Annotated in this window: 18 protein-coding genes and 3 pseudogenes; 12 read left to right on the forward strand and 9 right to left on the reverse strand. The window is 64.7% G+C overall.

Going from position 1 to position 21,828, the window contains the following annotated elements; genetic code table 11:
- Nucleotides 1-6: 6 nt before the first annotated feature.
- From QH276_RS21350 to QH276_RS21365, 3 genes are all read left to right on the forward strand, one after another.
- The gene (locus tag QH276_RS21350; RefSeq protein WP_280402860.1) at nt 7-540 is read left to right on the forward strand and encodes a hypothetical protein; all 534 of its coding nucleotides are present in this window, start codon (nt 7-9) and stop codon (nt 538-540) included.
- A gap of 802 nt (nt 541-1,342) precedes the next feature.
- Nucleotides 1,343-1,786 (forward strand): hypothetical protein, encoded by a 444-nt coding sequence (locus QH276_RS21360; protein ID WP_280402861.1) that lies wholly within the window; start codon nt 1,343-1,345, stop codon nt 1,784-1,786.
- Nucleotides 1,787-1,788: 2 nt separating this feature from the next.
- A complete protein-coding gene (locus QH276_RS21365) occupies nt 1,789-3,000 on the forward strand; it encodes an MFS transporter (RefSeq protein ID WP_280402862.1) in 1,212 nt (403 codons plus the stop codon).
- Between the two features lie 408 nt (nt 3,001-3,408).
- Here the strand turns inward: QH276_RS21365 and QH276_RS21370 are convergent, their stop codons facing one another.
- A complete protein-coding gene (locus QH276_RS21370; RefSeq protein WP_280402863.1) occupies nt 3,409-4,764 on the reverse strand; it encodes an MFS transporter in 1,356 nt (451 codons plus the stop codon).
- 1,243 nt (nt 4,765-6,007) lie between these two features.
- Here QH276_RS21370 and QH276_RS21375 point away from each other — a divergent pair.
- Nucleotides 6,008-6,274 (forward strand): hypothetical protein, encoded by a 267-nt coding sequence (locus QH276_RS21375; protein WP_280402864.1) that lies wholly within the window; start codon nt 6,008-6,010, stop codon nt 6,272-6,274.
- Between the two features lie 220 nt (nt 6,275-6,494).
- Here QH276_RS21375 and QH276_RS21380 read toward each other — a convergent pair whose 3' ends face one another.
- Together QH276_RS21380 and QH276_RS21385 are read right to left on the reverse strand one after the other, a co-directional pair.
- Nucleotides 6,495-7,106: a hypothetical protein gene (locus QH276_RS21380; protein ID WP_280402865.1), complete on the reverse strand. Its 612-nt coding sequence runs from the start codon at nt 7,104-7,106 to the stop codon at nt 6,495-6,497.
- 302 nt (nt 7,107-7,408) lie between these two features.
- The gene (locus tag QH276_RS21385; RefSeq protein ID WP_280402866.1) at nt 7,409-7,597 is read right to left on the reverse strand and encodes a peptidoglycan-binding domain-containing protein; all 189 of its coding nucleotides are present in this window, start codon (nt 7,595-7,597) and stop codon (nt 7,409-7,411) included.
- 55 nt (nt 7,598-7,652) lie between these two features.
- Between QH276_RS21385 and QH276_RS21390 the strand changes: the two are divergent.
- The 6 genes and pseudogenes from QH276_RS21390 (at nt 7,653) to QH276_RS21415 (ending at nt 13,196) form a co-directional block, all read left to right on the forward strand.
- Nucleotides 7,653-8,734: pseudogene (locus QH276_RS21390) on the forward strand (IS701 family transposase).
- Between the two features lie 108 nt (nt 8,735-8,842).
- Entirely contained in the window at nt 8,843-9,001 is a 159-nt protein-coding gene (locus tag QH276_RS21395) for a hypothetical protein (RefSeq protein ID WP_280402867.1), read from the forward strand.
- Nucleotides 8,998-9,294 (forward strand): hypothetical protein, encoded by a 297-nt coding sequence (locus tag QH276_RS21400; protein ID WP_280402868.1) that lies wholly within the window; start codon nt 8,998-9,000, stop codon nt 9,292-9,294. The genes QH276_RS21395 and QH276_RS21400 overlap by 4 nt, the downstream gene beginning before the upstream one ends.
- A 643-nt stretch (nt 9,295-9,937) precedes the next feature.
- On the forward strand, nt 9,938-10,993 hold the full coding sequence (locus QH276_RS21405; RefSeq protein ID WP_280402869.1) for a methyltransferase: 1,056 nt from the start codon (nt 9,938-9,940) through the stop codon (nt 10,991-10,993).
- The gene (locus QH276_RS21410) at nt 10,990-12,648 is read left to right on the forward strand and encodes an FAD-dependent monooxygenase (RefSeq protein ID WP_280402870.1); all 1,659 of its coding nucleotides are present in this window, start codon (nt 10,990-10,992) and stop codon (nt 12,646-12,648) included. Before QH276_RS21405 ends, QH276_RS21410 begins: the two co-directional genes overlap by 4 nt.
- Before the next feature lie 83 nt (nt 12,649-12,731).
- Nucleotides 12,732-13,196 carry an RDD family protein gene (locus QH276_RS21415; RefSeq protein ID WP_280402871.1) on the forward strand — a complete coding sequence of 155 codons (465 nt, stop codon included), beginning with the start codon at nt 12,732-12,734 and terminating at the stop codon, nt 13,194-13,196.
- A gap of 45 nt (nt 13,197-13,241) precedes the next feature.
- On the opposite strand, the gene QH276_RS21420 is transcribed toward QH276_RS21415, so the two are convergent.
- The 5 genes and pseudogenes from QH276_RS21420 to QH276_RS21440 form a co-directional block, all read right to left on the reverse strand.
- Nucleotides 13,242-13,742 carry a GNAT family N-acetyltransferase gene (locus QH276_RS21420; protein WP_348536682.1) on the reverse strand — a complete coding sequence of 167 codons (501 nt, stop codon included), beginning with the start codon at nt 13,740-13,742 and terminating at the stop codon, nt 13,242-13,244.
- Nucleotides 13,743-14,029: 287 nt separating this feature from the next.
- Nucleotides 14,030-14,938: pseudogene (locus QH276_RS35380) on the reverse strand (hypothetical protein); the annotation flags it as partial.
- A pseudogene (locus tag QH276_RS21430) lies at nt 14,901-15,056 on the reverse strand (MFS transporter); the annotation flags it as partial. The pseudogenes QH276_RS35380 and QH276_RS21430, both read right to left, overlap by 38 nt.
- Nucleotides 15,057-15,442: 386 nt before the next feature.
- The gene (locus QH276_RS21435; protein ID WP_280402872.1) at nt 15,443-16,357 is read right to left on the reverse strand and encodes a TAXI family TRAP transporter solute-binding subunit; all 915 of its coding nucleotides are present in this window, start codon (nt 16,355-16,357) and stop codon (nt 15,443-15,445) included.
- A 223-nt stretch (nt 16,358-16,580) separates the two neighbouring features.
- On the reverse strand, nt 16,581-17,459 hold the full coding sequence (locus tag QH276_RS21440) for a TAXI family TRAP transporter solute-binding subunit (protein ID WP_280402873.1): 879 nt from the start codon (nt 17,457-17,459) through the stop codon (nt 16,581-16,583).
- Nucleotides 17,460-18,229: 770 nt separating this feature from the next.
- Between QH276_RS21440 and QH276_RS21445 the strand changes: the two genes are divergently transcribed.
- Nucleotides 18,230-18,892, forward strand: a complete 663-nt coding sequence (locus QH276_RS21445; RefSeq protein ID WP_280402885.1) for a response regulator transcription factor — start codon at nt 18,230-18,232, stop codon at nt 18,890-18,892.
- A 45-nt stretch (nt 18,893-18,937) separates the two neighbouring features.
- Nucleotides 18,938-20,329, forward strand: coding sequence for a sensor histidine kinase (locus QH276_RS21450; RefSeq protein WP_280402874.1), 1,392 nt, complete (start codon nt 18,938-18,940; stop codon nt 20,327-20,329).
- Between the two features lie 18 nt (nt 20,330-20,347).
- Here the strand turns inward: QH276_RS21450 and QH276_RS21455 are convergent, their stop codons facing one another.
- The gene (locus tag QH276_RS21455) at nt 20,348-21,304 is read right to left on the reverse strand and encodes a TAXI family TRAP transporter solute-binding subunit (protein WP_280406876.1); all 957 of its coding nucleotides are present in this window, start codon (nt 21,302-21,304) and stop codon (nt 20,348-20,350) included.
- Nucleotides 21,305-21,828: the final 524 nt, after the last annotated feature.

The raw sequence follows: 21,828 nt of genomic DNA on the forward strand, positions 1-21,828 counted from the left end.
CCTGATGTGTTGGCTTCGGGATGGGATGTTGCCTTTGAGATCGCACGCTCGCAGGGGCTGTATCTCGGCGAGGTGCAGGAGCTGCAGCGTCGGGGAGTGGCGCGCATGCGGCCGCTGATGTCCGAATGGTTTCAGCCGTTTTCGACCGACCGGATCATGGCCATTATCGACCATGAAATCAATATCGACCGGCCGCTCGGCCCGATGAGTGCACAAGAGGCGGCGGATGAGTACGGAGTGCCGGATTGGCTGCGCCCAGTGTGGAGGAGGTGCTGCAAGATCTGGAAGCGGAGGGGTTTTATGTGCAGGTCGACTGTCAATTGGGCCCCGTCCACCCCTGCGGAAGCAGAAAACCAGCGTAAGCTCATGCAGAAGTACCGTCCCGGCGGTGAACGACTGCTCCGGGTGGCCGCGGGAGAAGATCCCCGGGGAGTGGAAGGGCTTCCTGCCGATGCAGCCCGGCGGACCCTCCTGGAGTTCACTATCAACGACCGTCCGGTTTTCCGAGTCGTTGCCGGCTCGGGAGGAATCGGCGCCTGACATGCGGCCGTCGAGCCAAATCAGGGGCTGTTTGTGGATTTTCGGCCAAGCCTCGGCCCGGATGCTTGGGAAGGTTTCCGTTGCTGGCGGTCTTGATAGGCACGTCGTAGCGTGGTGCCGGCTGCTGGTCGGGATCGAGACCGACCGCGGCCCGTGGGTCGCGGCGCTGGTCGCGGCCGGATACTCGGTTTTGGCGGTGAACCCGTTGCAGGCAACAAGGTTTCGTGACCGGCTGGGGTCTCGAGCGCCAAGAGCGACGCCGGGGACGCGCACGTGCTCTCCGGCATGGTCCGCACGTTTCTGGGTTGATGCCGCACCACCGCTCAGCGGCAGTGGCCGGGCAAATGACAATCTCCGGACCGGAGGGGTCGTCGGGTAGTACCTCCCGCCGGGTCCGATCCGGCGACAGGCTGCCTCGATCGTAAGTTCACGATTCACGAGCCACGCAACACAGTTCGGCCAACCTTTACATTGAATTTGGATACAACGACCTCTGCACCCTTTGCATATATTTGATGTAGGGCGGATTGTGTGGCGTTTTGGCCGTTCTACGAGTTCAAACCCTTGGGCAATAACGGAATCTGCAGTATTCGGCTCCCAACCCACCATTGCATGCGCCGGTAGACAGCGGTACATTAATTACCGCCACACGGCGTTGGCGGCGACATCGATCAGCAATACTGCCGCCGCCCGCAGCGGCGCCTTCTCGGATTATGCATGAGGAAAGGTTCCTTCAATGTGTTCGACTAATCATGTTGTTGCCCCTAATCCCGGATATCTTTTCGAGACCGAAATGTCGAGCATGGCCGCCAAGGGTGCTTTGTTCACGCGCATGCTTGCCCACCACGCCGAAGTAGGATTGACAGCCGAGCAAATTGCCGGCCTGCTTACTTTGAGTGGCGAGTACCACGACAAGCAGGTCGCGCTCCGTGTCGAATTCATGGAACTCGCTGAGCGAGCGGAGATCAAGTGGGGCCGGGTCGATGCTGATTTCATTGCCTCGCGCGAGCAGTTTCTCCGGCGCCGATCCGAGCTGCTGTTCGCCGAGGAAAGCCTTTTCTTCGAGTATGCGCGCCGGGGCCACGACCTGCTGTCGGACGAGCAGATAGCGGCTGCGGAAATCGTTTACCATACCGAGAAGGATGCCTGGGTGTCCGCGATGAGCGGACCGCTCGGCCGGGCATTGGCTCCGAGCTACGCCGTGGAGCGATCTCTTACCGATGCGACGTCCTCGCCGACAACGTAGGAGTGCGTAACCCGCCGGATACCGGTACATCGCCGGCCGCCCCGCCGTCGTATAGGTCGCTGTTTGCGTTCCCACCCTATCGACGGTTGTGGGCCGGCCAGACACTGTCCCTGCTCGGCGACAGCATTGCCCGAGTCGCGATGCCGGTGCTCGTGGTATCGATAAGCGGCAACGCAAATATCTTGCCATTGCTGTTTGCGTTACAACAGGTGCCGTGGCTATTGGGACCTTTCGCCGGGATTCTGGCAGACCGCTTCGATCGTCGTTCGATCGTACGAATTGCTTTGGCGATCGAAGCAGTCTCGATTCTGGGTATCGGGTGCACGTCGTCGGTCGAAACAATTCTCGTTCTGGCATTTGTGGCCGGTTGCTGTCAGGTTGTGCAGGCCCCGGCCCGGGCGGCGGGTATGCCCGAGCTACTCGGCGGCCTGTTTTCGGTGGGACTGGCAGCCACAACGGCGACAATTCAAATCTCTGAGGTAGTCGGCCAAGCCGTGGGTGGACTGCTGATGCTGGAAATTTCTGCACGCGTCCTACTGGTCGCCGATGCAGTGTCCTTTCTCTTCTACGCATTCCTGGTCCCGAAGTTGCCCAATGCATCGAGTCGCGCCGCCGCAAATCGACCGAGTATCACACATGGGTTTCGTCGTCTTTGGAACGATACTTCCCTGCGCTCGGTTGTGTCGGTCATGATTGCACGGGGACTCACGCTCACTGCGGCTTTGTTGTCGCTGCCCTATGCGATTGTTGTCCACCGACAGGGAGGTCCCGTCAGCTTTGGTCTACTCGTGTCCGTGATGACGTTCAGCCTGACGGTGGGATCACTGCTGACCGGCAAGCTCGCAAAGATCGAGAACGGCGCTCGTGCACTTCTCGCAACGACCATCGTTGCAGGGTTGGCTGTGGTGCCGATAGTTGTCAACCCACCGCTACCGGTTATCGCGGTGTTCCTGGCGGTCGGCGCATTGTTGTTCGCGCCGGGAAACATCATCGCGAACGGAATGCTGTCCCTGCGGGCCGAGCCGGATGAACGAGGGCAAGTTATCGCTGCCGCATTCGTGATGATCAAAGCCGGTCAAGTCGTCGGGGGACTTGCGATGGTTGGAGTTCTCGAGTTGTGCAGACCGGCCGAGGCGTTGGCGATTGCCGGGGCAGCCCTGGCCCTGCTGACGATCGGACTGTGGCCGGCCGCCAGGTGGTCGTGGGAGGGCTGACCGCGACCACCTGCGCGTCCTGGCGTGCGTGAGCGTAGATGCCGAATCCTGGCCGGGTACCCCTCGGTAGCGGTGCGCTGTCAGTGTTCGCGTGGCCAGGGGTTGCACCGCGGGTGCTTCGACACATGTTCGACAATTGCGAGTCCACCGCCGCGTAGCGGTGTTCCGGTGGACTGGTCGGGAATACTGAAGAAGCTGTAGAAGGTTGCGGATCGGTGCTGGGCGCGACCGAGCCGTGCGCACGCTGCAGCCCGGGTGCCCATCCAGGCGGTACGCACTATCGGGACTCCAGCACAGCGAGTGGTGTGTTCCCGCGCATCATGCGTCGAAATCCGGATCGTATGTGGAATGGTCCGATGGACTGCAGGGAGCCGAGCAGGTCGCGGCTCCCTGTCCAGTGTGCGATTCCTACCTCGGCGATCTCATTCGGGAGAGCACGACCGTTCCCCTGGGCAGGGCCGCAACCTGGTGGCTTCGGACGATCGAAAGCGGTGTTGCGCGGCGCTTACCGCCACCCTGCGCCCCGACGGAAACGCGGGCGTGCCGGACGGCGAATCCGAGGACCGTCGGCACGGCCAGGAGCAGGAGAACCGCAGCGTATTCCCGGGTCACCACGCTCGGGTCGCCCTGCTGGATCGACAGGTACCCGGCCACCACCGCGGGGGCGCCGAAACCGAGGTAGCAGCAGATGTACAACACCGACAATACGCCCGCGCGGTGCTCGGATCCCGCGTGCGGGACGACGGTACGGATGCCGCCCTGGAATCCGCCGCCGAACCCGATGCCGGCGATCACCGTGCTCGCGTACAGTCCGGCAAGCGAACCGGTGTGAAGTGCAGCGAGAGTGCCGACGAGGCCGAGAACCAGTGCGCCGACACCTATTTCGAAGAGGCGCTGCGGCTCGATGTCGTGCAGCGCGACGATGGTGACAACGGCCACGGCGGTTATGAGGAAGATCGGCAACCCCGCCAGCAGTGGGGAGGGCCCGGGATGGAGTGTGTCCACCAGGGCGGGGCCGAGGGAGCCGTAGAGACCAGCGAGGGCCCACACCGCGAAAACTACCGGCGCCGCGATGAACAGAGGCCGGCGGGCGTCCTGCGGTACCGCGAACGTGGGACGTAACGAGGCCAGCGCACCGTCGCGGCGTGTCCCGGTCTCGGGCATGGTGGCTACACCGACCGCCTGGACGGCGAAGACAACCAGCATGATCAGATAGATCGTGCGGGTGGGATGTGGAAGATGCTCGACCACCTGTGTGGAGACCAGAATTCCCAGCGAGCAACCGATGACCGGGATGACCGCATTGGTCAGGGTGCTGCGGGCGCGATCGAGATCGATGAGCGTCGCGCCGACAGCACCGAGCGCGGCGCCGATCGCCAGGCCCTGAACCATACGTCCGGCCAGCAGCGCGTAAACCCCTTCGGCGGTGGCGAATATCGCCATGGCAGCGATCTGGGCGAGCAGCGCGGAAATCAGGACGGGCTTACGGCCGATATGGTCGGAGAGCGCGCCGAATGTCAGTAGCGTCAGTAGGACCGCCAGCGAATAGATGGCGAAAACAACCGTGATGGTGAGCGAGGACAGGCCCCAATCCGACTGGTACACAGGGTAGATGGGTGTCAATACGCTTGTGGACGCGAGGAAGGTCACGACAATGGACGCGGTAAGGATGAAATGGCCCGCCGGTAGCTGGATACGTGCCGGAGTGGACAGGAAGCGGGAAGATATCGGCGGATGGTTTCCGACGGAGTGGAAGAGGGACACAGACGTCTCCTGATGGATGCCGTGTTGGGCGTGCGTTATTCCCAACCACATGGACACGGGGACTGATGCGTAACCCGTGTGTCGACTGACTGATGTTTGCTGCCGTCGCGAAATCCTCTGTGCCGTGGAAAGTCTGGCCTGGACTCACACCGGAGAACTTCTGTGGCGGGGGCGAGGTAATCGTATTCCCCTGTTTTCGGGTTCGCCGCCGGAACGAAGGGTGGGCGGACTGTTTGATGATTCCTTGAGTAACGGATCCGTCCGGCGGGTAGATCTGGGCGAAGTCCGGCCGCGGTTTCGTACGCAGGTGAGCAACTGCTTGCTGAGCCGACGTCCCAAACCGCCGCGGTGGGTGTCGACTGCGTCGGTTCCGATAGCCGGCGGCTGCGGCCGGTCGGCACTTGCGCACGGATCGTGGCGTCGAGCGGTCACGGCTACCGATCCGGTCGAAAACGCGGGCGCAGCGGTGCTGCGCCGTGCCCGGACAACCGACGGAATCGAGGCCACCTGCGCGACGGTGATCGGTCCGTTCGCAGTAGCCGGGCTGTTACCGGACGGGGCGAGCCGGTCCCGGTGCCCGGACCATCACGGTCCGCAGCATCAGGCTCCGGCAGCTCGGCTGCCATTCGACGATCTGGTCCGGTATGAGAAGGCCCGGCTCCTGGCCGAGCCCGAACTTGTCGGCTCACCTTACGCGCAGGTCAAATGTCGCGAATGGTGTGGAAAATGTTGGATTATAAGCCGCACTACATGGCCGGCCAGCGAGGTGCACCTTGCTGGAACGCACAATTCGACTACGGTCGAAGTGGCTGTACCCGCCGGTCGTTTCCGCTCACATCGGATCTCTGTAACGGGACGTTTCTCTGTTGACGGTGGACCACCCAGGAGAAGTGGCAGGCAGGGCTTACCGCCTGGTGTCCGGATCGGCTCCCGGCCGGTACCTGGCGAACTCGGACCCGGAATTTCCGGTGCAGCGCATCTTTTCGGTCATGGACCCGGACACCGGCGAGCTGATAGTGCCGGTTACCTATCTGCTCGCGATCGCGGTGTATATGTTCGGTAATCGTGTGGGGCGCGAACTGCGGTTCGATCGAGAACCGGATTTGGATAGATTCTCGAGGGACGAACTCGGGAAGACCTTGGACGGGCGCCTGCGCATGTTCGACAGTATCGAACCCTTGCAGCGGGTCCTCGAACAGCTCTTCCAGCACAGTGCCGGTGAGGTGAGAATCCGTATTCGGGATTGTGCCCGATCAGTGCGGATACCGCCGAACTCCTGCGGTCCGGTCTCGGCCATGCCAAGAGAAAAGAGATCAAGAACAAGACCCTGCGCGGGCCCGACAAATTCGTGTTCCGTGGGGTGCGGGACTCCGATCTGGGGCGGGTCTTCTGCTACCCGCCCGGCCCGGTACCCGCCGGGCTCAGTGTGCGGGCTACGAGGTTTCTCGACTTCGCAGTAGAGGTGCGCCGTGCGGCGTACGAACGCGGACTCCTCCAGAACGGAGCATAGAGCGGCGCCCCGGGTTGCCGAGTACCAGCAAGGACGCTCCTCGGTTTCTACGCCTATGGGTCGGCGCCGGACCCGGAACCCTGACCAGGTCGGTCTTCTCGGCTCGGCCGTCATGACGCGTCCCGCCGATTGCGCACGGTAGCGTGTTGGTACGGCAGCCTGGTTTCGTCGTCTGTACGGCGCCCCGCTCGGTTGTCGGAGTCCGTGAACTACTCGTGGTTCAGGCAGTGCCCGCCGGACCGTTCGCTCGCGGTATCACTCCGCTGATCTTCGACATCAATGCTCGCGAGGTCTGTGCGTGCACCACCCCGGCCGGGAGGTAGCGGACACCGGCGCGTATATCACGATGGAGATCGGCGTACTCGAGTTCCAGCTCGGCCAGCCGTGTCCAGGCGCGGTGCAGCCGCGCGCCACCGATATCGGCACACATCAGCAGCTCGAACGCCTCCGCGGCGGCCCAGGCCAGCCGGTCGATGAGCAGGGCGAGCCCGGGTTCGTACGGGCGGGCGGAGGGCGAGGGGAGCGGCAACTGCCGTGTCAGGGCATCGATGCGGACCAGTAGCGGGATCCGGAGGGCCAGCAGGTTCGCATCGGAATCCGGACGCATGATCCGGCGCCGATGAATGTCGACCAGCTGGTAGGCCAGACTGCAGAGCGGTCCTTCGAGATGTTGCCCGGCCATGGCGCACAACAGGGTGCTGGGCGGGGGCAGTGATATCCGATCGGCGCTGCCGTGGCCCCGCGCCACGGACGGCAGCGCGGCGGGGTGCTGCCGGAAGGTCGAATACGCGGCCGGAGAAAAGCGGTCGCGGTGTGGTTTCACAACAGGCATAGCGGTGTCCCTGGACGTAGGTGGGAACCATTCCGACAAGCTGTTCCGCTCGGCTTTCGGGTAGATTTCCGATGGGCTGATACTCGAAATGGTAGGGGCAACCACCGGGGTCGGATACGGCCGAACCCGACATTCTGCATACGATTCGCGACATTTGACCTTCGCGTAAGCTGCGCAGAGAAGCTCGAGGTCGGCCAGGTCGTGGCTCGACGTCGGTGTAGGCGAGCTTGCGGCCGCTCTCCGTGTCCGAGCCAGACGTTGATGGTGGCGGTGTGACGGTGGCGCGATAGCCGACGGCGAGTTTACCGGCTCGCCCAACGCTGCCTCGACGGTCGGCAGAGCCTGTCGCAGCCCCCGCGGTTGGTGAACATCCACTTCATATAATCGCCGGTATCAGGACCGAAGCTGCCGTCAGCGGATGTGCCGATGGAACGCTGTGAGGCTATCAGCGCCGATCGTGTCTCGGGTCCGAACTTGCCGTCCGGAGTCAACGAGGTGCCGTGGCAGCTTTCCGGCGCCAGTACTCCAGCCGCACTTGGTTATGTTATGTGGTGTCGTGTCGATGGCGAGGATCTGGCCGCGTGGGTGGCTGGGCTGGATGATCTGTTCGGGCTGGTCACGGGGCGTTTCTATCCTGCGGAGCCGCGGTTGCGGGCGCGGATGTATGTGCGGGGGTTGTTGGCGCCGTTGGCGGGGAAGAATGGCTGGACGCTCGCCGAGGCGGCCGGTGATCTGACGCCGGACGGGATGCAGCGTCTGTTGAACAAGGCGGCGTGGGACGCCAACGGGGTGCGTGATGATGTGTGCGGTTATGCGGTCGAGCATCTCGGTGATCCTGATGGGGTGTTGATCGTCGATGAAACCGGGTTCCTCAGAAAGGGGGTGAAATCCGCTGGGGTGCAACGGCAATATTTGGGTACGGCAGGGCGGATGGAGAACTGTCAGCTGGGCGTCTTCTGCGCCTACGCCACCAGTAAGGGCCGCACGCTGATCGATCGGGAACTGTATCTGCCGAAGTCGTGGACCTTCGACCGCGCCCGCTGCCGGGAGGCGGATATTCCCGATAGCGTGGAGTTCGCTACCAAGGCGCCCTCGCCCAGGCCATGCTCGCGCGAGCACTGGACGGCGGGGTCCCGGCCCGCTGGGTCACTGCGGACGAGGCGTACGGCGGCGACTACGAGTTCCGGACCCGGCTCGAAGCCCGCCACATCGGGTACGTGGTGGCGGTGCCGCGCAGTCAGACCATTCCGATCACCGCCGGCTGTACTCGTGCCGACCAGGGCTGGAACCGCTGGCTGCTCGCACGCCGGGCGTTGACCCCGAACAGCAAAGGCGAACTCGAGACCGCCTACTACATGTGCTTCGCGCCCACCGGTACCAGCGACGACACCCTCATCCGGGTCGCCGGCACCCGCTGGGCCATCGAGGACTGCTTCCGGAGCGCGAAAACCGAAGTCGGCCTCGATCACTACCAGGTCCGCCGCTACGACACCTGGTACCGCCACATCACCCTCGCCATGCTCGCCCACACCTACCTCGCAGTCACCGCCGCCATCTCCCCAAAAGCATTGGCAGCGGCCTCATCTCGCTCACCCTCGGTGAGATCCGCCGTCTTCTGGCGCACCTGATCACCCACCACCCCGACCGCACCACCATCTGGCAGTGGTCAACGTGGCGGCGCCGGCATCAATACCGGGCCAGGAAGGCCCACTACCAGCGCAGCCGCCCTCCTAGATATGCATCACCGTTACGCGAATCAGCCGGGCCGGCTCGGCCACCTGCTCGAAGCGGTGCCCGCCCTGCCCGAGGCGGTGCGCTGGGCTTTACGTCTGGTTGCGGCGGACCGTACCCGCTACCCGGGCAGGCTCGCCGGTGCTCTACGTGACCAGACATGACGCTCGGTGAAGCCGGCCGTCGGCAGGAACCGGTTACGGTGGCCCGAGCAGCGCTGTCGCTCGGTCAGGAGGTCGGGACCGCGGATACCGGCGATCGGCGCCGGCATATCGCCGAGGGCCACGACCTGCTGGCCGACAGCCTGGCGGAGGTCGGGCGTCAGACAGAGGCGCTCGAGCACAGCGTGCGGGCGGTGTCGTACTGGGAAGAACTGGCGGCGGGCGAACCTGCGGTTTTCGGGGCCCCGATCGATACGGTCGCGGCCGGCGAGGACGATCCCCGGCGCACGATGTAGGCCGCGCAGGTGAGGAAGGCCCGGCCCCCGTCGCTCTGGGCCTGCCTCGACTGCGGGGACCACGCCACCCGCCCGGAGAACCCCCGGCTCCGGGCGGGTGGTGGTCGCGGTGGCAGAATATCCATATCTACTGTCTTATGCATTTTCCAACCGTATCTTTAACGCCTCTTTGATTTTCTGCAGCGGTTTCCCATGGCGGTTTTCGCGGAAATGTAGATATGGCAGCTGCGTAATACATTGACCGATAGTTGGATACGTCGATTCATGCGGGGAATGTTTTGAATGGCAATAGATTACGCATTTTCAGTCGCATTTATCGGATGGTTGATGACTCGACGGCCCCGGCCGGATATTGCGCGCTGCCGGAGGTTCGCGTGGCGGCGAACCGAGCAGGGGCGCTCCCGGTAATCCAAAGCAAGTGCAAAGTCTGCGGGTTCCGGGTGCGAAAACAGTTGTCAGAAGGAAGTATCAGTACTGCTCCGCAGAGCGGCACGGTTGCCGGCGGGCGATCGGACGGCAACCGTGCGGGCGGGGTGGTTTCCAGCGTCTGTTCATCGGCCCTGCCGCTCGTACGACCGGCGACAGTGCGGGCCGAGGTGCCGATCCAAGCGCTTCCGGCACATCTTCACAAAGGACAGTCATCATGGACATCGGATCCCACGATCCCGCCCCCGACCGTACGGTTCTCTCTCTGACCATGGGGTTCCTGGCAAGTGCCGCGATCGGGGCCGTCGTGCGGCTGGATATCGCCGACCATATCGCCCAGCAACCCCGGACCGCCGCGGAGCTTGCCGAACTCACCGGTGTGGACGCCACCGGGTTGCAGCGGACCCTGCGCTTCCTGGCCGGATCCGGGACGTTCTACGAGGACGGTAGCGGGCGGTTCCATCTCACCGCAGCCGCCGAACGACTGCGTACCGGTGCGCCCCAATCGTTGCGTGACGCGGTGGTCTTTCTCACCGAACCGATGTTCTGGCAGGCGGCCGGCAATTTCGGTGCGAGTCTCCGGCGCGGCAGATCCACCCTCGACGAGATCTTCGGAGTCCCGCTGTGGGAGCATCTGGCCGCGCATCCGGATGCCGCGGCGATCTTCGACGCGGGAATGGTGAGTTACTCGGCGCCGCAGGACGCCGCGATCGCCGACACCTTCGACGTATCGGGCTACCGCCGTATCGTCGATGTCGGTGGTGGCCGCGGCGGCCTGTTGTCGCTGCTGCTGTCCCGTAATGCCCAGGCCACCGGCCTGCTGTACGACCGTGCGCCCGTACTCGGTACCCATCTGTTGGATACCCCGGAACTGGCGGGACGCTGGACAGTCGAAGCGGGAGATTTCTTCGAATCCGTCCCCGCCGACGGCGACCTCTACGTCCTCAAACATATCTTGCACGACTGGAACGACGAGGAATGTATCCGCATTCTGCGCCGATGCCGCGAGATGATGCTGCCCGGAAGCCGGCTGCTGGTCGCGGAAAGTATCGCCCCGCCGCCCAATACGCCGCATTATGTGTGGTCGCTGGACCTCATGATGCTCGCGGCCCTCACCGGCCGGGAACGCACCCGCGAGGAGTTCGAGCAATTGTTCGAGGCGGCGGATCTCGCGCTCGACCGGGTGCGGACGACAGCTTCCTACAGTTCTATGGCGATCATGGAGGTCGTACCGTGCGAGCGCACCGCGGCGAGTGAGGAAGCCGGCCGATGAACGACGTACCTGTGCTGATCGTCGGCGGGGGGCCGGTCGGGATGATTCTCGCCCTGGAACTGGGGCGGCGGAATGTCTCGTGCCTGGTGCTCGAGGAGACCGATCGGTCGCCGGCAGTTCCGCGGGCGAGTTCGTTCAGTGCTCGGTCGATGGAGCACTTCCGGAAATTGGGAGTCGCCGGTCGGATCCGGACCTCGGGCTTACCCGGGGACTATCCGACCGATGTCAGCTATCGCACCCGCATCTGCGGCCCGGAGTTGCATCGCATCGCCCTGCCGTCCTCGGCCCGGGTACTCACCGCGGCCGGATCCGGCCACAGCGGACCGACGGCGGAGCCGCAACATCGGATTTCGCAGCTCTACGTCGAACCCATTCTGCTGGAGCGCAGCCGGGACTTTCCGCATGTGCGTATCGAACGCGGCAGCAAACTGCAGGGTTTCGAGGAGACCGATCACGGTGTCCGCGCGTTCGTGCGCTCGACCACTACCGGAGAAACCCGGACCGTCACCGCCGATCATCTCGTCGGTTGCGACGGTGGCGGCAGCACGGTGCGCAAGGCGCTGGGAATCGCACTGACCGGTGACGAAACGGTGCTGCAGGCGATCACTGCGTTCTACCGCGTGCCGGACCTCGCGGAACTCGTCAGTCCACCTGCCTGGATGACCTGGTCGGTCAACGGAGAGGTGCTGTGCGTGACCGTCGCCGTCGACGGACGCGACCACTGGCTCGTCCATGCGTTCTACCCCGCCGGGACCGATACCTCCGGGATCGACGCGGGAGCATTGCTGACGCAGGCGATCGGACGCCCGGCACGCCATGAAGTATTGGGCATCGAGCGGTGGACCGGACGACGCCTCGTCGCCGATCGATACAGCAGCGAACGGGTATTCCTCGCCGGTGACTCGGCGCACCTGTGGGTGCCGATGGCGGGTATGGGAATGAACATCGGCATCGATGAGGCGATGCATCTGGCCTGGATGCTCGCCGCGGTTCACCAGGGCTGGGCCGGACCGGACCTGCTCGCTGCCTACGACGCGGAGCGGAGACCGGTCGCCGAAGCCGTTTCCGGGTTCGCCACCGGAATCGGCAAGGGCCTGCTGGACCTGGTGAGTGCCGAAGTGAACGAGGAAGACAGCATCGCCGGTATCACCGCGCGGCAGCGTCTCGGCCGGCAGGTGGCGGTTGCGGACAGCGGCCAGTTCACCCCGATGGGTCTCAGTTTCGGCTATCATTACTACGGTTCACCGCTGATCGCCGCCGACCGGCGGCCCCCCGACTTCAGCGTCGCCGAATATCGTCCGTCCATCACCGCGGGTGCGCGGCTGCCGCATCTCGTCCTGGAGGACGGTACCCCGATCTACGATCGGCTGGGACTCGATTTCACGCTGCTGCGCATTGGTGACCAGGCTCCGGATCCGGAACCTGTCGTGCGGGCGGCCAGTGCCTGCGGTGTGCCGTTGAAGGTTCTCGAACTGCTGTCCCCGGCGGCGATCGAACGATACCGCAGCCCGTTGCTTCTCATTCGTCCCGACCAGTACGTGGCCTGGCACGGCGCCGCGATTCCCGACTCCCCGCGAGATCTGATCGATCGTGTGCGTGGAGCAGGAGTGCCGACCCGTAACGCCGGAGTGGCAATCAGCGTCAAGGTTCCGTAAAGCCTGGTCAGCTGCTTGTCGTGGGCGAAGATCCGGGGCAGTTGGGCGGATGAATTCGTGGCCGGTCGTCGACAATTGCGTTCGTGAACACTTATCGCCATGGTCAGGCGCACGCACCGCACGACTACCAATCGCGTCCCGCGCCGGTGCGTGTTCCGGAAGAGGCCGGGGAAGGCCGTCTGACCTGGGCTGTCGTCACCGATGTGTTGCTGGCATCGGGGATCGGCGTCGCGGTGGTCGCGGGGTTGCTGCAGTACTCGTTGAGCGACCTGGCCTTCGCGCCCGCGGTTCTCGGGATTGCGGTCGCGGCTTCCTTTGTCAACCACGTGTTCGGCACTGTGCTGTTCCGGGGAAGTTTCGGCAAACAGCTGTTCGGGCTGCGGGTGGTGCGGGCAACCACCGGCCAGCGGTCCGGTTTCTGGCGTGCTGTCGGCCGGTGGTTGCTGGGCTTTGTACTGTTGGCGGTGGCAATGGTGGCGGAGGACGGCGTCGGCATCGGTGAGGCCAACGGACTGCGGGTGATCCGCCGCCGCGACGAGCGGCAATGAGCCGCCGGGGAACCGGATGAAGGGCACGGAGACGCCGCCGAGTTCCTATACTTCGGAAGGTGGCTCCAGCTCCATCGACATGTAGACGGCGGATGCCCCGTAGCCGGCCGGGAGTGTGAGCTCGCTGTGCGGCCGATAGCCGAGGCGGGGCCACAGCACCTCGGGCCCGTGTACCGCTACCAGCGAAGCCGTCCGGAATCCGCGTGACCGCGCGGTAGTGGCGAGATGAGTCAGCAACAACGAACCGAATCCCTGCCCGCGGAATTCATCCCGGATCACCATATCGTGCGTGTGGATATTGTCCGAGTGGCCTTCGAAGCTCTCACTGCGTCCGAGATCCGGGCAGCGGAACAGCGGAAGCGGCAGGGCCAGGAGATATCCGCCGAATTGTCCGCGATGTTCCAGGACGAAGCAGGTGCTGTGATCGGTGCCGCGCGAGCGCAGGACCGCGAGAGACCTCCGACGCAGGTGTACGGCAGCGGATCGAAACCGTTGAAACCGCGGGTGGTATAGGCCGTGGCATAGGCGCCGCAGGAGAAGATCCACACCGGATCGCCCGAGGCCGCGGTCCGTGGGACCCGGACGAGGCCGTCGCCGGAACTGTCGAAGGCATCGTCACTGTCGCAGGTAGGGCCCGCCACGACCGCAGGCACGTATTCGTTACCGTGGTAGGACGGAAATTCCAGCCGGTACTGGATCCTGTCCATCTCGTACAGGCCATTGAACTTCCCGCAGCTCAAGTAGAGCCAGCTGACGCGATCACCCTCGGCACGGCACCGCGAGGACAAACGGGCGACATGTGCGCGGATCGCGCCGTGATCGGCCACCAGATACCGCCCCGGCTCCATCAGGAATCGCAGCGGCGCACGGGACACTCGACGCAGTCGGCTCATACCTTCGCGAATGGCAGAGAACATCTCGCGCAGTGGCGGATTCAACGGCTTCCCATGGTGGTCGAGGCACCCCAGCGCCGGCAGGCCACCCCCGAGATTGACGTGATCGACCGTGCTTCCGTGTGCGCTGAGGCCGGACAGCACACCGGCCAAGGTGTCGAATACGGTGCGCCACGCTTCGACAGTCATCTGCTGCGACCCGACATGTTGCGATATCCCGGATGGGATGAGACCCGCGTCCGCCGCGGCGCGCAAGATGGCGACGGCGTCGGCCGCGGTGCAGCCGAACTTCCGGCTCAATCCCCAGAGCGCCCTGTTCCCGCTGGTGGCGAGCCGGCAGAACACCCGGGAGCCGGGCGCGTGCACGGCCTGGGCCGCCACATCTTCCAGGCTGTCTGTCGCGAAGTCCCGGATACCGAGGCTATAGGCCTCCGCGATCTGCACGTCGGATTTGATGGTGTTGCCGTAGTGGATTCGGTCCGGCGGCACACCGGCCTCGAGCACCTGTGCGATCTCCTGCGGGCTGGCGGCATCGAAGCCGGAGCCCTGGCGGGCAAGGGTCGTGATGACTTCGTCCACCGGGCAGGCTTTCACCGCGAAGCGGATCACGATATCCCGGATTTCCTGGAGCAATGCGGAGTACTGGGTCGCGATACCGTCGAGGTCGAAGACGAGCCGGTCATCGGTAGCAGCCGCCAGCGCGGCGCGGATCGCTGTGCGATCGGTGTCGGAGGCCGTGGCCGGGTCCTCGGCCGTAATGGCGGTCGCCCGGCGGTCGGCGCCGCGGTCGACAGCGAGGTTGTGGTGGCCCCGGCCGGCGCCCGATATGGTCGGAGAGGCTGCCAGCAGTGAGCAGGGCGATCAATACGGAGGCGGAATACGCGGCGAATACCACCGTGACAACGACCGGGCTGAAGCCCCAAGCATGTTGATAAATGGGGTAAAGCGGAGTCAGGGCGCTCGTCGCTGCCCAAAAAGGTCACAGTGACCGAATCCGCGGGGAAAAAGTACCCGATCGGTCCGGGCGTCCATCCGGCCGCGTTTCCGAGTAGACCGGGATTTCCGGGCCGGCCGCGGAGATACCAGGGAAATCTCGGAATTGCTGCTGTCCGATCGATGCAAGGCGTGATTTCCGCATGTTCGGCTGCTCCCCTCGGTACCACTCGCCGTTGCATGAGATTGTTAAGACTTTTCGCTCACTGCATCGGGCAAGCGCAGTCTTCTTACGCTCCGTTGAGCTTTATTGTGGTACGGCGATATTCGGCCTCTGCAGGCAGGCGCCGTGATATTCGGTGACACCGTCTGAAAGGTGCCGTTGATGCCGCGCGTAGCGGCCGGCCGGTACGCGGGCCGTCAACCGTGCTGGCTTCGGTAGTAGGCCGCCGCGGCGGGGTGGAGAGGGATACTGCCCGTTTCCACCAGCCAGCGCCGGTCCAGGAACTGGAATCCGCGCACATGTTCCGGCACGAGTGTGTGGCTGTCGTGCAGCAGGAGCTCGGCGAGGTCCCGCACCGTGCGATCGCTCACCTGTGGGGCCACGAGTAGCAGGACCGGAGAGCCGATCGTCTCGAATCCGGGAACACCTGGATAGGTATTCCCGGGAACGGGGACCCGATCGTACGGGTAGCCGAATCGGTCACGCATCGGCTGCACCTGCTCGCCGAGATCGAGCATTCGAAGGGCGGGTGGAGTCGAGTCGATACGCCGGGTGGGTATGCCGTCGCCCCAGATGATCGCATCCACTCGTCCGGATCGGAGCGCTGCGAGCGCCTCGGTCAGCGGGCGTCGGTCCACTCGGAAATCGGTGCCGGGTTCCAGGCCCGCGCTGCGTAGCATCCGCTCCGCGGTCACGGCTGCGCCCGAACCGAGTACGCCGACATTGACCCGGGCGTCGTGAAGGTCGGCCAGCCGTCGAATTTCGCTGTCGGCGCGCACGGCCAGATGGAGGTAACTTTCGTAGAGCCGTCCGACAGCGAGCGCTCGGGTACCGACGGCCGCCGCGGTGTCGGCCAGGGTGAGTGCAGCATCGAGTGCTCCGCGCGCGACCAGTTCCAGATTGGTGGCGGATCCAGTGGTTGAAATATCACGTAACCGCAGGACGGGGAACCGCTTCGCGCCGACGGCCAGCGCCGTTCCGAAGTCGTGGAACAGGTCGCCGGGTAGCCCGGAACCCAGTCGGATGGGTGCGGGTTCGGTATCGGCGCGCTCTGTCGCCGTGCACGCGATTATTGCCGCCCAGTAGCCGACCAGCTGTCGCCGAGTGATCATCGGCGCACGAGCAGCGCTGCCGAACATCGATCGTTGCGCTCCTCGAATCCATTTGTTTGCTGCTACTATGGCTGCCCGCAGCATTGTCAGCAGGTTGTAGACTAGCGCAGTAATCACCGGGTAGCCAGTGATTGACCAATAGTTCCGAAATCGTCGATCACGTCCTTCTCCGGCTTCGTAGTGCCGTTGATGTCGAGGCGCGCGGTGTAAGTGGCGGAATGGGTTACCCGTGCTCGTTCCGGTAGTATTCGGCTGCGGCCGGATGAATTGGTATATCGCCGGTGCCGACCAGCCAGCGTCGATCGAAGAATTGGATTCCGCGCGCTCGTTCCGGCATCAGTGCCCCACTGTGGTGCAAGAGAATATCCGCGATGGCCACCACCGTGCTCCCGGCGAGTGCCGGCGCCGCGAGCAGCAGGACCGGCACCCCGATCGTTTCGAATGCGGCGATATCCGGATAGGTGTTCGCCGGAACCGGGACCCGGTCATAGGCGTAGCGATAACGGTCCCACATCGGTTGCACCCAATCGCCGAGGTCGAGGAGCCGAACGAATGCCGGTACCGGGATGTCCGGGGTCGGAACTCCTGCTCCCCAGACGACCGCGTCGACTGTTCCCGAGCGCAGCTCACGGATGGCATCGGAGAGCCTGTGATGGGTCACGGTGATATCGATACCGGGCTCCATACCCGCGGTCCGGAAGAGGCGGCCGGCGGTGAGGGCTGCGCCCGAGCCTGTTATGCCGAGATCCACCCGGGCACCGCGGAGATCGCCGATGTGCTGGAACCGGCTGTCCCGACGGACCGCCAGGTGGATGTAGGTCTCGTAGAGACGTCCGATTGCGGTCCCGTTCGTGCTGAGTGCCACGGCCGCATCGCTGAGGGCGAGGGCGGCATCTATTGTCCCGAGCTCGAGCATTTGCAGGTTTGCCACCGAACCGGCGGTGGCTACGGTGGTGATCCGCACCGACTGCGAACGCGTGGCAGCCGCGGCCAGATTGTTGCCGAACTCATGGAAAAGCCCCCCTTCATGGCCGGTGCCGAGCCGGATTCGGTCCGACGTACCGCCACAGGCCGCCGAGGCCGCGACGACGGCGAAGATCATGGGAGGTATGGCCAGGAATCCACGACGTGTAATCGGTGCCGCATGAGCAGCGCTACCGCACATGAACCGCTGCGCTCCTCGACTCAACCCGATCGGCGTGCCGGTCTAGGAGGACGTGGCGTTCGCCGTGTCACGAACAGTGCAGAGAGTAGCGCAGCGCGGGAGCAGTTGCCTCCTGATTGCCCGGATCGGCGGACTCTCATCGCGCTGGGGCCGGGGGTGCTGACGTGGTGACCGATGGCCTGCTCTGTGGCACTCCTTGTATGTCGCCGGACACACAATGGAAGAGTTCGCAGCTGCGCGTGAACCTCACCTGAAATTGCTGGGACACAGCGGCGGTGGCCTGCCGCGGTTCGGCCCAAGATGCGGGCAGGCGGTCACCAACGGGTGACGCGGCACCGGGCTACCGGGATATCAACTCGCGGATAAACTTTGGCGACATCTTGAAATGCGGTCCCGAAACATAGTTCGATGGTGTGGGTGGCGATCCACCCACGGGCACGGGGCGGGTTTTTCCGAACCGGACCGTTAGCCGGCCGGTGGACGCGCGCCGGCCGGGAGTTCCGCGGGTTTCTGTGTGGAATACAGATCGTTCGGGAACGTCTCTACCGGGAAGGCTGGACGATGATGGACGTCGAAACGACGGGCGGGTTCCGTGTGTGGTCCGTCCCGGCGCGAAGGAGTGTGGGTTCGTGACCAGGGAGACGGCAGGTGGCCCTGGTCAGGCCATCGGAGCGCACAATGACCATGACCCGGTGGCCGATCGGCGGATCCGTATCGGAGTGGTCGAGGACGATGACGACGTCGGCGCCGCACTGGTCGAGGTTCTCGGCGAGTACGGCTACCGCGCCGAGCGGAAGGTGCGGGGGGCGGACCTGCTGTTGGGACATCGTGGCTACGACGCGGTGATCCTCGACCTCGGGCTCCCGGACGCCGACGGCCTGGACGTGTTGCGCAAGTTGCGCGAGGTGAGCGCGATCCCAGTCGTCATCCTCACCGCCCGCGACGATGAACGCAGTGTGGTCCGTGGGCTGCGGACCGGTGCGGACGATTACCTGGTGAAACCACCGCGTGTCGCCGAGCTGATGGCACGCCTCGAGGCGGTGGTGCGCCGAGCAGCGCCGGTGGACCAGGGTGGTCCCGGTGACGCGGTCGTCACCGGCGACGTCCGGGTGGACCTGGCAGCACGTACGGTCACCGCCGGGGGTACCGAGGTAGAGCTCACCCAGAAGGAATTCGAGCTGGTCGAGGTCCTGGTCAGCCGGCCGGGATGTGCGGTGAGCCGGGAAGTGCTGATGGACAGGGTCTGGGGCGACGCGTTCCTGGCGGTATCGCGTTCGCTCGATGTCCACATCTCGACCCTGCGGAACAAACTCGGGCGGCCCGGTCTGATCACCACCATCCGGGGATTCGGGTACCGCTGGGGTCCGTGAGCGCGGGCCGGGATGCGTAATCGACTTGTGGCGATACTGGTGGTCATGGCGGCACTGACCGTTTCCGGGCTCGCCATTCCGTGGGGGCTCTCCTCTGCCACCGCTCGAACGCAGGAACTGTGGTTCAGCCGGTATGTCGATGCCGAGTGGTTCGGCGATCTCGCCGCGCGAGCCATCGCCACAGGAGACAACAGCGGTCTGGTGCTGGCCATGCGACGGTACAGCGATCTGTACGGTGACCGGGTGATCGTGGTCGACGCGGCAGGCCGGGAGGTGGCCAATACCGGGGTCGCCGCTGACGACCCGGCCGTGATCACGAGCCTCACCGAGGCGCGACGCAACCGGCATCCCCGGCAGCCGCCGCAGCGGCTGCATCCACAGGGTCCGCCCACAATGTTCGTCGCGCTTCCTGTGGGCCATGGTATCCGAGTGGACGGCGCGGTGTTGATCGAGGCCTCCACGAATGCGGCCAAGCAGGACATCCAGGCGGCGTTTGCGGTTATCGCCTTGCTGTCCTTCACCGCGATGGCGGTTTTCGCACTTGTCGCCGTCATGGTGAGTCGATGGATACTGAGCCCGCTGTGGAGGCTGTCGCGTTCACTGCGCGATCTCACCGGTTCGCTGCCCAAACCGGCGGCGGGAACAGCGCCCACCGCAATGCACCGGCATTATGGGGGTCCGCCGGAAGTCCGGGCGCTGGCCCGGTCGTTCGATACGATGGCCCTCGCGGTGACCGAGTCGGTCGATGCGCAACGACAACTGGTCGCCGACACCGCACACGCGATCCGGAACCCACTGGCAGCATTGGCGATCCGGCTCGAATCGCTCGAGCGCTTCATCCCCGGCGAAGGTGCGGCCGCGTTTCAGCGCGCCATTTATCAAGTGGACAGGCTCGCCGCGGTTCTCGACGGACTGCTCCGATTGGCGGTAGCCGAAACACCCACCGGGTTCGCTGCAACCCATCCTGATGCCGACTGGCCTAGTGATTGCGGGGTGTGCCCGGTGGTCACCGATCGGGTGGAGGAGTGGCGTCCGGCATTCGAGGCCGCCGAAATGGTGCTGGATCTGGACCTGTCCGCGACGCCGGATTCGACGACGGTCGCGGCTCCTCCCCAGGCGTTGGAGCAGATCCTGGACGTGCTTCTGAGCAATTCTTCCCGCTATGCGGGGCCGGGTGCGCACACCCGGGTCACCGTGGAAACGGTCGCCGCCGATGTCCGGATCGCAGTGGCCGACGACGGGCACGGGGTCGCCCCGGCCGAAGTGGACCAGCTGGTGAACCGTTTTTTCCGCGGCGCGTCCGCAACCACCGGTGGTACCGGCCTGGGCCTGCCTATCGCGGCGGCGCTCGCTACCCGCTACGGCGGTGAGTTGGCCATCGAGTCCGTACAACCGCAGGGTTTGCGGGTCGAGGTTCGCCTACCAGGGGTTTCGTGACAGTGCACGCCGCTCCGGTCAACCGTGTCCGGTACGATAGTACGCGGCTGCCGCGGGGTGTAGGGGCACGTGCCCGGTGCCGACCAGCCACCTCCGGTCCAGGAATTGGAAACTCATCGTATGTGTGGGGACGAGCTTGTCGCCACGGTTGAGCAATAGCTCGGCGATCGCGGTGACGGTGGGATTTGCGAGGTGTGGGGACGTCAGCAGCAGTGTCGGTACGCCGACGGTATCGACCGCCGTAGAACCCGAGTAGGTGTTCATGGGAACGGAAACCTGGTCGTACGGATAGCCGAACCGGCGGTGCATCGGGATCACCCACTCGGCGAGATCCAGCAGGCGTAGCCGCATCGGAAGGCCGAATGCCGGGGTGGGGACTTCGTCGCCCCAGAGGATCGCATCCACCTCTCGATTGTGGAGCGCGCGTAGGGCCGCAGCGAGAGCTCTGTGCTCGACGGTGACATCGATACCGGGCCGGAGCCCCGAAGTGCGTAACAGTCGCACCCCGGTGCGTGCCGATCCGGACCCGAGCAGCCCGAGGTCGATCCGCCGTCCCCGTAGGTCTCCCAGTCGTGAGATCGGACTGTCGGGCCGGACCGCGACCTGGATATAGCATTCGTGAACCCGTCCGATTGCCAGGGCGCGCGTACTTTCGGGTATCGAATCGCCGAGTACGAGCGCGGCATCGATGGCGCCGTGCGCCAGTAGACGCAGATTGGTCACCGATCCTTGCGTGATGACCGGTTCGATCCGGATCCGGGTGTGCGAGGCAGCAGCGACCGCGAGTGCCGAAGCGAAGTGGTGGAACTGGCCACCCGGCTGCGCCGAGCCGAGCCGGACGGGCCTGTCCGCGCTCGCGCAGCCCACCGATGCCAGGGCGACTGCCACGCCGGCGGCGAGGCCGAACGTGCCACGTCTATTGACCTGTGCCGTTTCCGCGGCTCGCGGAGAGATATCGGAGCGAGACTGAGCCACGGTGTGTTTCACCGGAGCCGAAGGGTCGACGGCACACATGGGTGGGGAGGCCCTGCAATCGGGACAGCCCAGGGTTCAGGGTGGAGCGCGGCGAAGCGCCGGAGATGAGCCCGAAGGATTCCGCATCCGGAAGGTAGGGGAACGGGCGATAGCGATTGGTGATCGCTGCCGTACATGTATAGCTTTCCTGGACCCTACTTCTCTGGGCGCTGCCAAACCCTTGTTCAGCAGACGCCGCGAACACTCCGTGGAAAGTAACCCTATCCAAATGGGATAGGAGTCAAATGGCAGGGGTCGCCGGTGGCGGGAACACCCGTACCGTGCATCAACCGAATGCAAAGAATTCGCCTGAACGGGTAGCGGGCGTGTCGCGCGGAGTACGATCTCGATGCCGGTCGGCGGATCCGGTGCCGGATTCTCGTTACCAGGAGCGCGGATGTCCACGGAAGATCCTGATGCTGTAGCTGCCGGCACCGCAAGTCGAAAAGGTATTCCGGTCATGGCGGCCCCGATCGTATTCGTAA

The sequence above is a fragment of the Nocardia carnea genome, from assembly GCF_029869215.1.
Taxonomy (GTDB): Bacteria; Actinomycetota; Actinomycetes; order Mycobacteriales; family Mycobacteriaceae; genus Nocardia; species Nocardia carnea_B.